At 40.5% G+C, this 12,373-nt stretch carries 10 protein-coding genes; 8 read left to right on the top strand and 2 right to left on the bottom strand.

Annotation, left to right across the window (positions count from 1 at the left end; genetic code table 11):
* Positions 1–27: 27 nt before the first annotated feature.
* Entirely contained in the window at positions 28–1,806 is a 1,779-nt protein-coding gene (locus QNM18_RS20405; protein ID WP_284138285.1) for a M61 family metallopeptidase, read from the bottom strand.
* A 175-nt stretch (positions 1,807–1,981) separates the two neighbouring features.
* Between QNM18_RS20405 and QNM18_RS20400 the strand changes: the two genes are divergently transcribed.
* From QNM18_RS20400 to ilvN, 8 genes are all read left to right on the top strand, one after another.
* Positions 1,982–3,514 (top strand): GGDEF domain-containing protein, encoded by a 1,533-nt coding sequence (locus QNM18_RS20400; protein ID WP_211008692.1) that lies wholly within the window; start codon positions 1,982–1,984, stop codon positions 3,512–3,514.
* A 14-nt stretch (positions 3,515–3,528) separates the two neighbouring features.
* Entirely contained in the window at positions 3,529–4,872 is a 1,344-nt protein-coding gene (gene ppnN, locus QNM18_RS20395; protein ID WP_211008691.1) for a nucleotide 5'-monophosphate nucleosidase PpnN, read from the top strand.
* Between the two features lie 129 nt (positions 4,873–5,001).
* Entirely contained in the window at positions 5,002–5,769 is a 768-nt protein-coding gene (gene xni, locus QNM18_RS20390; protein WP_211008690.1) for a flap endonuclease Xni, read from the top strand.
* Positions 5,770–5,847: 78 nt separating this feature from the next.
* A complete protein-coding gene (locus tag QNM18_RS20385; protein WP_211008689.1) occupies positions 5,848–6,243 on the top strand; it encodes a DUF3192 domain-containing protein in 396 nt (131 codons plus the stop codon).
* Positions 6,233–7,918 carry a hypothetical protein gene (locus QNM18_RS20380; protein WP_284138284.1) on the top strand — a complete coding sequence of 562 codons (1,686 nt, stop codon included), beginning with the start codon at positions 6,233–6,235 and terminating at the stop codon, positions 7,916–7,918. The genes QNM18_RS20385 and QNM18_RS20380 overlap by 11 nt, the downstream gene beginning before the upstream one ends.
* 201 nt (positions 7,919–8,119) lie before the next feature.
* Positions 8,120–9,127: an isocitrate dehydrogenase gene (locus QNM18_RS20375; protein ID WP_211008687.1), complete on the top strand. Its 1,008-nt coding sequence runs from the start codon at positions 8,120–8,122 to the stop codon at positions 9,125–9,127.
* 507 nt (positions 9,128–9,634) lie between these two features.
* The gene (locus QNM18_RS20370) at positions 9,635–11,356 is read left to right on the top strand and encodes an acetolactate synthase 3 large subunit (protein WP_211008686.1); all 1,722 of its coding nucleotides are present in this window, start codon (positions 9,635–9,637) and stop codon (positions 11,354–11,356) included.
* Positions 11,356–11,853, top strand: a complete 498-nt coding sequence (ilvN, locus tag QNM18_RS20365) for an acetolactate synthase small subunit (protein ID WP_023397796.1) — start codon at positions 11,356–11,358, stop codon at positions 11,851–11,853. Before QNM18_RS20370 ends, ilvN begins: the two co-directional genes overlap by 1 nt.
* Before the next feature lie 163 nt (positions 11,854–12,016).
* On the opposite strand, the gene hupB is transcribed toward ilvN, so the two are convergent.
* On the bottom strand, positions 12,017–12,292 hold the full coding sequence (gene hupB, locus QNM18_RS20360) for a nucleoid-associated protein HU-beta (protein WP_023397797.1): 276 nt from the start codon (positions 12,290–12,292) through the stop codon (positions 12,017–12,019).
* Positions 12,293–12,373 lie beyond the last annotated feature (81 nt).

Raw genomic sequence — 12,373 nt, 5'->3', positions numbered from 1 at the left:
AGCTAACCAGCTCCCCTTTTTTATTGGTTATTGACTATTAGGGTGTTCAACTCCAAGCCATGCTTTATACAGATTAGCTTGGCGGCTTGAAGGAGATGATATTGCTCGGATAACTTTGCTTCTATTTGCTTTCTCGCCCAGTTGCAATTGCACTGTCATTAATTTATGTCGTCGAATAAAGTTTACTTCTACGATTTCACCCGGATTAAACAAAGCTAAGGTACTTGGTAAATCTTTGCGAACGTGATGTTTGTTGAGCGCAACGATTTTATCACCCGCAGTTAAACCGGCTTGCCAAGCATTACCGCCTCTTGCTACATGGGTCAATTCAAGCAGTTGGCCTGCATTTTGAGTGCTGCCATCAATACTTGCCACTTTCACTGTGCCTGATGGATAAACATGTTCCAACCCAACTTTTTCAAACAAGCCATCAAAATCAATGATCGCAGGATTATCAACATAGGTTTGCCACCATTTTGAATAATCGTTGCCGCTAATCTGCTTTAGGATCCGTTTTACATCGGCACTGTTAAATGAGTTGGGTAACTTATGTTGTTTATACAGCTCGCTATGCACATCTCTATAGCTAACTTTACCTTCACTTATATCTATCAGATCGATATCCAATGCCATAGAGACTAACGCTCCCTCTGAATAGATATTGGTGCTGTAATTCTTGCCGTGATCTCCACCTTGGTTTATCCATTTATCAAAACTGGTATCTGCTACTGATTGCACTTCCCTACCAGGCGTTTGCAAATGGCGATTAAGTGTTCTGGTCAACGATTTATAAAACTCTTTGTTGGTCGTGATCCCTGCACTAAGTAAAAGATAGTCTTCCAAATAGCTGGTTGAGCCCTCTACTAGCCACAGCAAATCGCTGTAATTAATATCAACGTAGTCGTATGGAACTAACCCATCCGGGCGGTAGTTTTTTACATTCCATGTATGTATGAATTCATGTGCAGCGGTGGAGATAAAACCAATATAATCATCTCTGGAAGCAAATTTATCTCGGTGCCTTTGAATAATAGTGGAGTTTAAATGCTCAGTTGCCCCTCTTGCTCCACTGGTCGCATGTACCATAAATACATATCTATCATATGGATAATCATGCCAGATCAAGCTCCCTGTTTTAACAAGCTTTTTTAAATCTCGTAGCATTAAGTCAACGTCGTAATTTCCCTCTCCCCAAATCACCAACTCATAGTCTCGGCCATCAACCGTAAACTTGTGCAATTCATTGATACCGGTTTCAATTGGGGAGTCTAGCAATACGTCATAGTTCGCCGCTTTAAAACTATGTTTGGAATTGGCAAAGTCCATACCCGATACCGAGCGCCAATTATCCGGGACGTCTAAGCTTACTGTTACTGGTTCTTGTCGAAATGAATCACTGAACATAAAAAAACCAGAAGCATCGATAAACGCATGGCTATCATCAATATGTCTTGATCTAAGGGCTAATTCATTGGCATACACTTGATAAGATATAGATAATTCGGTGGGTTCATTTAAATGGACTCGCCAGGTATTTTTATCTGTTTTCTGCCATTTTAACTGCTTCCCGCTTTCACTGCTTGCAGCAAAAAAGCGAATGCCATTGGCCATATCCAGTATCTCATAGCGGCCGGTACGCCAGTCAGGTAATTGAATATCAACATAAGATTGCGCAGATTTCGGAAAAGTAATTTCTACATTACCCAAATGGTGTTGTGGTTGTGTAATTGAGAGTTTGTACTCGACATCAGCGAAGGAAAATTGACTTAAAAGTGCCAAAGAGATCAGTGAGAGATTTTTTTTCATACTATAAAAAATTAAAGAGTTTTCTTAAAATTAGCAAAATTCCTTACACTTGAGTTAATAAATTCGTTGAACCTACATGATAAAAAGCCAAGTTGATAATTAAATTCTCCCACATTTTTCAGTAATTTGATGTAAACTTGCAATTGGATATAGTAAAAAAAGATGTTGGATTTTTGTGACTGATAAAACCGTACTCTTGGAAAAAAAACTCTCTCAAGCTATTTCAGCAAGAAAAACTCTTGAAGAAGCAAAAAAGACGCAAGTCTCGATGCTGTCTGACTTTGCGACAAGATTGTCTTTTAGCTGTAGAGGACAAGATGTAGCCCTAGATAATCAACTTGCGAAGTTTCGAAGTGCACTTAACAAGGGCATGGAAATAGAGCAACTTACTCCGTTGATTGAGACCACGATAGCTCAATTAAAACAGCAAGAAGCCGTTTATGAAGCTAATGAACGAGCTTTAACAACCCATATTCAGTCTGCTGGAAAACAATTACAAAAACTAAAAGGTTTACCAGATGATACCAGACGCAAACTGAGACATGTGCTTGATCATGAACTTGGTGATATCAAAGCTGTTTCGGAATTTGTTCCTTTACTCGAAAAGATTTTGCAGTTTTATATGCAAACACTGCAAGCAAAAGCAGCGCCAGAGTTTAGCTCTTCGACTCGCAATCCAGAACTGGCCATTGAACTGTTATCTTTAACAAACGAGCTGGTTTTTGAAGAGGACGTTTCAGAGCAAATCAAGCAAATCAAACAGAGCTTGTCCGCTGATGATTCGGTTGATTCATTGCTGGATAATTCAGTCAGCATTATTCGTATATTCGCCAAATCTATCGCCCGTGAGCGTCAGTCTGCTCAAGGCTTTTTAGTCTCTTTGAACCAAACACTTGAAGAGCTTCACAAATCGATTGTCGAAACCACAAATCAGTCCAAGTCGGTCAATCACGAAGTCTCAGCACTAAACAAGCGTATTGAAGAAAAGATCTCAACGCTGAATCATCAAACACAACAAGCAACTTCTATCACTGAGTTAAAGCAGCTCGTAGACAATGAACTGAAAGAGCTTAGTAAAGACTTGATTGAACGCGAAAACATTGAACGCCGAGACAAAGAGGTTCTGCTTCAAAGCTTTGACAAGATTAATGACCGTATCAATTTACTCGAAACCAAAGTAACAAATTATAAAAAACGCTTAAACGAGCAAAAATTCAAAAGCCTGCTAGACGGCCTAACTAAATTGCCTAATCGAGCCGCTTTTGATGATAGGTACAACCAAGAATTTCATCTGTTTGAAGTTCACAACAGTGATGTCACACTCGTCGTTATTGATGTTGACCACTTTAAATCAATTAATGATAAATACGGGCACAGTGCCGGTGATAAAACACTGCAGGTAATTGCCAGAGCACTTAAAAAGTCAATTAGAAAAGCTGACTTTATCGCTCGATATGGTGGTGAAGAGTTCGTGCTGCTTATGCCGGGTATGCCACTGAGCTCAGCGCAGAGCCCACTTGAAAAAATACGCAATACCGTAAAAGCAATACCGTTTAGATTTAAAGAAAAAGAAGTACAAATTACAATTTCATTAGGTGCAACACAGCTTAAAAAGGGCGATACACCGCTTACAGCATTTGATCGTGCTGATAATGCGCTGTATGACGCTAAAAACTCAGGCAGAGACAAACTTTGCATTAGAGAATAACAAGGAGAATGCCTATGCATGTACAGCTAAACCCAACTGGAGTTCTTAATTTATTATCACAATTAGAAGTCGACTTGTTACAACAGTCTTCAACTTTCGAAAGATATCAATTATTCCGAAACTGTGTGTTGGCTGTTCTGAACGTAGGTAGCCACACAGATTCAAGTTATGAGATCTACCGAAAGTTCGAGGATTTTAATGTTTCTCTGGTCGCAAGAGAACGCGGCATAAAAATTGAACTGACCAATCCGCCTGAATCTGCATTTGTTGACGGCACAATTATCAATGGTATTCACGAACATATCTTCTCAGTCATCCGGGATATTTTGTTTATTTGTCAACGGCATCAAGATACGCTGATCGAGCCTAAAGAAATTACACACATGGTTTTCGATATGCTGCGAAACGCAGGCGCTCTTGAAGTAAATACCGACCCCAATATGGTCGTTTGCTGGGGGGGCCACTCCATCAATGAGCAAGAATATAAGTATACTAAGGAAGTAGGCTATCAGCTCGGTCTTAGAGGGTTAAACATTTGTACAGGATGTGGTCCTGGAGCGATGAAAGGACCAATGAAAGGCGCAACCATAGGCCATGCCAAACAGCGTATCACTAACAATCGATATTTGGGCCTGACAGAGCCAAGCATTATCGCCGCAGAGCCACCAAACCCTATTGTCAATGAACTGGTGATCTTGCCTGACATTGAAAAACGCCTCGAAGCGTTTGTTAGAACCGCCCACGCCATTATAATCTTTCCCGGTGGTGCAGGCACTTCAGAAGAATTGCTTTATCTACTTGGTATTTTGCTCCACCCAGAAAATGAAAAACAAGTGCTACCCGTCATATTAACCGGACCAGAGTCTAGCGCAGCTTACTTTGATGAAATATCCAAGTTTGTTGAAAAAACACTTGGTAGCGAAGCGCTTAACAAATTTGAAGTGATCATCGATGATCCTGAACGCGTCGCAAAAACCATTAAATCCGCAATGCCAAAGGTGCGAGAGTACAGAAAGTCTGAGGGAGACGCTTATTACTTCAACTGGACGCTAAAAATCGAAGAGCCATTCCAGCAACCATTTGAGCCGACCCACGAGAATATGTCGTCTCTTGATTTACACTTAAGTCAACCTAAAGAAATACTGGCAGCAAATTTACGGCGCGCTTTTTCAGGGATTGTGGCAGGTAATGTCAAAGACAATGGCGTTAAAGCAATTAAACAACATGGTCCGTACGTGCTTTCTGGCGATAAATCACTCATGTCAGATATGGACAAACTATTGCAAGCTTTTGTTAGCCAAGGTCGTATGAAGTTACCTGGCAGTAAATATGAGCCCTGCTACAAAATTCAGTCATAAAGCAAACTACGACCGTATAACTTAGATAGTTATTTAATTAAAACAAATGCTTTTAGGGGCGATGAACTCTCATCGCCCCTCTGTTATAATCCTCGAAAGTACCAACAAAAATTTGTTTTATATACATTTATGGCCCAATTACTGCTGATTGACGCACTTAACTTAATTCGTCGTATATACGCTGTTGATTGTGAACAATCAGGGTTGACTGATGAGCAAATCATTCAAAGCTGTTATCAACGCGTAAAGAACGCAACCCGAAAACTACTTAAAACATCCCAAGCAAGTCACGCAATTGCAGTATTTGACGGGGACAAAAGCTGGCGTTATCACCTTTACGCGCAATACAAAGCCACCAGAAAACCAATGCCACAGCAGTTAAAAGATAACCTTGAAATTGTTGCCCGAGGCTTTACTGAGCAAAATGTAAAAGCATATTTTCCAGTTCAAGATGAAGCAGATGATATATTGGCAACGCTCGCATATAAAGCGTCAAATCACGGTGTTGCGTCTACGATTGTATCTACCGACAAGGGTTTCTTGCCATTAATTGGCGAACACATTAATGTCTACGACTATTTTAAACAACAAGTTATATCATCAGATGACGTAAAGTCGAAATTTTCCTTAGATAAAAATCAGCTTCATGATTTCTGGGGATTAATGGGTGACAAAACCAATGACATTCCGGGTGTAAAGGGAGTTGGGAAAAAAACCGCGGTTGATGTATTGAGCCAATTCAGCTCAGTAGAAAATGCACTGAACAGCCCTAGCCTTCATGGAACAATTAGAAAAAAAATAGAAACTGATATTGATAACTTTATTTTGAGCAAAGCACTAGTAGCCCTTAGAACAGACATTGAAGTTGGTTTTACTCTAAAAGAGCTGCGTCTCTGATCATTGCATTAATCACAAATTACTTGTTATGGATACACGCTTCAGATAGTCTTACCGAGCTGTATTTAGGTGACTTAAATGATAAAAAAAGTTCTACAATATATATTTCTGGGCCTCGCGGTTTACGCCGGGATTGTCTATCTTGTGATCAACTTTTATAAAGACGACCCCAGAGCAATGCTCTGGAAAGACAGGGAAGCTTTTAACAAAAGGTTTATTAGTAAGCTCAAGCCAGATACAAGAATGGATTTAGATTCAGTGCTCGACAATTTAGGTAGTCCAGATCTCACCTATGTGAAATCAAATGATGATACAGTCTTTCAAATTGTCTTTTACCGCACGCAATTGATGAAACCAGACGGCATAACAACACAAGATGAGTGTACTGGTTTGTTATTCAAAAATGGTCAGCTAATTTTGTGGGGGGCTGGTGCAGTTGTGGCCTATGAGAAAGCGCTAAATAATGACGAATAAAGACATATCAAAGCAACTCTTCGAACTGGTAAATAAAACCGAGCAGACACTTAGGCTCTATTACAACAAACAAAAATGGCCTAGTATCTTTCCAACCCTCGCGGAGCTTGCTCAGTTATACACGCACACCTATCAAAGCGCCCCAAATGCACTGCATAGCTACCTAAACTTTAACTTTCAACAACTCTCCCCCACGACAAACTTGGTCGTTAAGAAATGCATTTTGGTATGTATTATTTCAGAGGGTCATGGCTATTCGAATAATATTCGTCAAGAGTTACTCGTCGCTTGTTTGGCCAGTTTTTTGTGCGTAAAAAAAGAAAGTGACAAGTTAATTAAAGCACAACCCCTGACTGAACAAGGTAAAAAAATATGGAAAATCAGGTATCAACTCGCTGTTAAGGTACTCGAACACGGTGGCTCCGTTAATAAACAGGCAACGCGTATGATGTCTCGACTTCAACCATACTGTGAGACCTTAAAGAGTAAGCGAGTAGCTCCACTATACGACAATACCACTTTGGTTGTGGCCATTGCACAGATCATTGCAATGGCTTTGGTCAAAACTCCGACTAAGTCTAATACTTTGGCTTCTGTTGTGAAAAAGCTCTACTTATCTAGTTATGATGAGTTTACTCGAGACACCTTAAACAAGCTGTCACTACAATTCAGTCACTTTGCTGTTGGTTGTGTAACTGTATATCGCGGTCAAAAAGCGCTTCTTTTGCAAAGAAACGAGAAAAGCCAAGTGATTTGTACATTTGAAGATAATAAGGTTGATCGACTAGTCAAGACACAGAGCTCGTTTGAGTTTGAGTATAGATCTATCTCCACAGCAGACAAACACCTACTTTTCAAAGTATGGGGACACATAGAAGCGCAAGAAATCGCCCCCACGGAAGACTCGTTTGAAGCGACTTACACTGTAATAGAAAAATTGAGCAGAAATAGTTTTGCTAGCTTTAGAGCTATTGAAAAAACAATTGAGCCGTTTCCGTACATAGAGCAAGCGCTTCAGCAAGCCGCGAAGCAATACAATAGAGAAGCTCAAAAAGGTGCAAATATTCGACACTGTTTGACTATGGTCGGATTAAACACAGCAAGCTTGCTCTGTCAGAGAGTGCTTGTTGAACAGGTGATTTCTCAATTGCGTCACCCATTCGCCCTTAATATTTGGCATAAGTACCAGCAGCTTGCACAGATCTTAGCAACTTTAACCAAACAAGCTTATGGGCAAGAGTACGAGAGCATTCTTTCTCCAATCAGTGCAGTCGTTGCCTTTATGCTAAAGCATCATGATATTGATATTAAACGCTTCACTTGTGTCAGTGAACAAGCGGATTCATCAACACCTTATTCTCTTGCAAGATTATTTGGCTTTATGGAATTCAATACAACACTGCTAAATGACTATTTTTCCCACCACTTCGATAACAGCCCTCCGCACACTGCTTTCATGCAATCCGAAAAGGAAAAAGACGATTCATTGAGCGAAGAGGCCAAAACCTTTGTTGCCATTAAAGTTCTGGCAATGCAATGGAGCAGCGCCCACTTTACACCTACAGCTTGGCAACACCATGTTTTGCAAAACCAAATAAAGAAATTTGGCTGGGATAGCGAAACGCAACTGAATGACGCTATCTTAGCATTATCCTTACACAGTATGATTGAATAATATTTATTCTATAAATGCAGGATATAACAAACATAAACTAAATTTATGCCCTTTTATCATTCCTTGCTGGAATATCTATGAATAAATTGCTATAAAACGCGCTTAATTTTTCAAGCGAACACACACTTTTTATTTGATTGACTACAATAAATAGATCCTTCTTTTATGTGTGTACAATTTATTTTGATAAAGGAAAACTAAATGGCTAAGCAAACAGTTACCGTTATTCGCGGCGATGGTATTGGTCCAAGCATCATTGACTCTGCAATTGAGATTTTAAACGCAGCGGGCTGTGATTTTGAATACGAGTATGTTGACGCAGGTCTTGCAGCGTTAGAAAAAACTGGCGAACTGCTTCCACCTGAGACATTAGAAGCTATCGAGCGTAATAAGCTTACCCTGAAAGGCCCTTTAACAACACCTGTAGGTGAAGGTTTTACATCTATCAACGTTACTTTGCGTAAACAGTTTGGCCTATATGCAAACGTGCGCCCAGTTAAGTCTTTCGAAGGTACTCAAGCACGCTACGACAACATTGATATCATTACTGTACGTGAAAATACACAGGGCATGTACTCTGGTCTTGGTCAAGTAACGTCTGAAGACGGTACAGAAGCTGAAGCAATGTCAAAGATCACTCGTGAAGGCGCAGAGAAGATCGTGACTTTCGCTTATGAGCTTGCACAGCGTGAAGGCCGTAAGAAGGTAACAGCGGTTCACAAAGCGAACATCCTAAAGTCAACTTCAGGTCTATTTTTGAAAGTGGCTCGTGAAGTAGGTGAGCGTTTCCCTGATATCGAGTCAGCTGAAATGATTGTAGATGCGACTTGTATGAAATTAGTTATGAACCCGGATGAGTTCGATGTCGTAGTAACAACTAACCTATTTGGTGACATCATTTCTGATCTGTGTGCTGGCTTAGTTGGTGGTTTGGGTATGGCTCCTGGCGCAAACATCGGTGAAAATGCAGCGATTTTCGAAGCTGTACATGGTAGTGCGCCTGACATTGCAGGTAAAAATCTAGCAAACCCTACTTCTGTTATTCTTGCATCTATTCAAATGCTTGAATACCTAGATATGGGTGAAACTGCTGAGCGTATCCGCAGCGCTGTTGCTGATGTAATCAAGTCTGGTGATCGTACTACTCGTGACCTAGGTGGCAACCATGGCACCACAGACTTCACACAAGCAGTGATCGAACGTCTATAATTGGTACGCAGAAAGATAGCGCAAATTGCGCTATCTTTATTCTTCATCTAAATCTCTACGCGACATCCCCTCTGTCTCCTCCACTTACAAAGTTTTTATATTTCAGACTTTTAACTTCTATTGATAGCTTTGCAATTGACAGCCCCTATCACGCTATAAACCTATTCACTATTTTGGCTTTGTGAGTATTTTCCCGATACATTTATGCATAGAGCCCTATTTTTATAAATTGAAACATTACATTTCAAATTTATCAACGCCAAAAAGGGTTATATTATGCATATCTAGAGCCTAGCTTCTTGACAGAAACATCGATTGCCCTTTAAATTAAAACTGTTTAAATAATTTAGTAGATTTGAAATGAATTTAGTTAAGCTTGCAAAATTGGTTCTCGTGGTGGTCTTAGTATTAAGTCCATAGGGGCCTGTGTGAGTATACGCTTTCATCGACCCCGCAAAATGCGGGGTTTTTTTATGCCAAGATTTAACTTGGCTGAGGAATGAGGTAATGAATGAGCAATTTAATGGCTCCGAGTTAGTTGTAAAGGCGCTAAAAGATTTACAAGTACAATACATTTTTGGCTATCCAGGCGGATCTGTTTTGGATTTGTACGATGCTCTTTTTGAGCAAAGTGATATAGAACACATTCTCGTCCGACACGAACAAGCTGCAACTCATATGGCTGATGGATATGCTCGGGCTACAGGCCAAACAGGCGTGGTGCTCGCCACTTCTGGCCCTGGCGCAACTAATTGCATTACGGGTATAGCAACGGCTTACATGGACTCTATTCCAATGGTTGTGCTTTCTGGGCAAGTGCCTTCAAATTTGATTGGTGATGACGCATTTCAAGAGACTGACATCGTTGGCTGCTCAAGGCCAATTGTCAAACATAGCTTTAATTGCCGAAATGCAGAAGATATCCCAGCTATTTTGGCTAAGGCTTTTTACCTAGCAAGTTCAGGAAGACCAGGGCCGGTCGTTGTTGAATTGCCAAAAGACGTCTTAATTCCACAAACTAAATTCAATTATATTATGCCTCCGCAACTAGATATGCGGACATATAACCCAAGTACTAAAGGCCATTCGAAGCAAATCAAAAAGGCGGTAGAGGCTATTTTACAAGCTAAGAAGCTGGTCATTTATTCAGGGGGTGGAATCGTTCTGTCGAATACCTCTGACAAGCTTACTGAGCTAGTTGAAAAGCTCAATGCGCCAATTACGAACACGTTAATGGGTCTTGGCGGGATCAGCGGAAACCATCCTAATTTTATCGGCATGCTGGGAATGCATGGCTCCCTTGAAGCCAATAAAGCGATGGCTAACGCCGATACTATTTTAGCACTGGGAGCCAGATTTGATGACCGAGTGACAAATAATGTTAAGAAATTTTGTCCCAATGCTAAAATCGTTCATGTAGATGTAGACCCAACTTCCATCTCAAAAACAATTCAGGCTCATATCCCTGTAGTTGGCTGTTTAGATACAGTACTTACACAGCTATTAGAGGGTATTGATAACAGCAATATCGCCATTGACCGCAGTGCACAGGAAGCTTGGTGGAAAGACATTACTCAATGGCGAGAAAAGAAATGCTTGGACTTTGAAACCACTGGAGAAAAGATCAAACCACAGACTGTAATTAAAAAGCTCTACGACATTACTCAGGGCAACGCATATGTTTCCTCCGATGTGGGGCAACACCAAATGTTTGCAGCACAATACTACCCATTTAAAAAACCTCGTCAGTGGATAAACTCTGGCGGACTTGGCACCATGGGGTTTGGATTGCCAGCAGCTATGGGCGTAAAAGTTGCTTACCCACAAGAAGAAGTCGTGTGTGTAACAGGAGATGGTTCTATTCAAATGAATATTCAAGAGCTGTCAACCTGCCTACAGTATGGTTTAAATGTAAAAGTGGTATCATTAAATAACCGCTCACTTGGCATGGTTAGGCAGTGGCAAGATATGCTTTATGACGGCCGTCACTCTAGCTCCTATATGGAGTCCTTACCTGATTTCGTCGCATTAGCTGAAAGTTATGGCCATGTTGGGATCAGAGTAGATCACCCTAACGAGCTAGAGTCAGCCCTAGAAAAAGCGTTTTCAATACAAGATCGTTTAGTGTTTTTAGATATCCGAGTTGATGAGAGCGAACATGTATACCCGATGCAAATTAAACATGGTGCCATTGACGAAATGTGGTTGAAAAAAGGAGTAAAGGTATAATGCGCCGTATATTAGCAATTCTATTAGAAAATGAACCAGGTTCACTGTCACGAATTGTTGGGCTTTTCTCTCAAAGGGCCTACAACATAGATAGCTTAACTGTAGGTACGACTGACGATAAAACTCTTTCTCGTATTACTATTACTACCCACGGAGATGATAGAGTCGTTGAGCAGATCACAAAGCAAGTTAACAAACTCGTCGATGTGTTGAAAGTATTTGACTTAACGGAAATCAATCACATAGAAAGAGAACTATTAATGGTCAAGGTGTTTACTCGAAATGAAGCGATGAGAGCGGCGGTTACCAGAGTAAGCGATGTATTTGGTGCAGCCATTGTTGACATGGGAAAACAAAGCTACACACTTCAGTTAGCCAGCAGTACAGATAAAATTGAGAGCTTTTTGGATATGCTGCGCCACGAAAGTGACTTGATTGAACTCGTTCGCTCAGGAGCTGTTGGTATAGGCCGGGGTGATAAAGCACTCAAGAGTTAAATACACTAGATTAATGATTTGGGCCTTAGTGCCCATTAATTATAATCACCCTACTGTTATTTATATATTCAAGTTTTTATACAAATAAAAAAGAGCCTTTTGGCTCTTTTTCTAGTTTATGTCCACGAGATAAATCTCACAGTCAATTATATTCGTCATTGAATTAAAGGTTTACTTGATCCTTTAAGCCTTTACCAGCTTTGAAGCTTGGAATATTTGCTGCTGGAATTTGGATTTCAGCACCAGTTTGAGGGTTACGGCCTGTACGTGCTGCGCGCTCTTTTACAGAGAAAGTACCAAAACCAACTAGTGCTACTGAGTCACCTTCTTTTAGAGCTTCAGTTACAGCACTAGTTAAAGCGTCTAATGCACGGCCAGCTGCCGTCTTAGAGATATCAGCGTCGTTCGCGATCTTTTCAACTAGTTGAGCTTTGTTCATTTTAAAAATTCCTATATTTTTTTATTTTCTGCCGGAGCAAATTCTATGTTTATTCATTTTAAGCATGAGTGCAAGCCAAAA

This window comes from Pseudoalteromonas obscura, assembly GCF_030135505.1.
GTDB lineage: Bacteria > Pseudomonadota > Gammaproteobacteria > Enterobacterales > Alteromonadaceae > Pseudoalteromonas > Pseudoalteromonas obscura.
Note: the sequence above shows the minus strand (reverse complement) of the source record. Positions and strands in the feature narration are given on the sequence as shown.

Excerpts from the sequence above, each read along its gene's own strand:
- QNM18_RS20385 (WP_211008689.1), top strand. The coding sequence starts at position 5,848 with ATGATAAAAAAAGTTCTACAATATATATTTCTGGGCCTCGCGGTTTAC.
- QNM18_RS20405 (WP_284138285.1), bottom strand. The coding sequence starts at position 1,806 with ATGAAAAAAAATCTCTCACTGATCTCTTTGGCACTTTTAAGTCAATTT.
- hupB (WP_023397797.1), bottom strand. The coding sequence starts at position 12,292 with ATGAACAAAGCTCAACTAGTTGAAAAGATCGCGAACGACGCTGATATC.
- QNM18_RS20375 (WP_211008687.1), top strand. The coding sequence starts at position 8,120 with ATGGCTAAGCAAACAGTTACCGTTATTCGCGGCGATGGTATTGGTCCA.
- xni (WP_211008690.1), top strand. The coding sequence starts at position 5,002 with ATGGCCCAATTACTGCTGATTGACGCACTTAACTTAATTCGTCGTATA.
- QNM18_RS20380 (WP_284138284.1), top strand. The coding sequence starts at position 6,233 with ATGACGAATAAAGACATATCAAAGCAACTCTTCGAACTGGTAAATAAA.
- QNM18_RS20370 (WP_211008686.1), top strand. The coding sequence starts at position 9,635 with ATGAATGAGCAATTTAATGGCTCCGAGTTAGTTGTAAAGGCGCTAAAA.
- ilvN (WP_023397796.1), top strand. The coding sequence starts at position 11,356 with ATGCGCCGTATATTAGCAATTCTATTAGAAAATGAACCAGGTTCACTG.
- ppnN (WP_211008691.1), top strand. The coding sequence starts at position 3,529 with ATGCATGTACAGCTAAACCCAACTGGAGTTCTTAATTTATTATCACAA.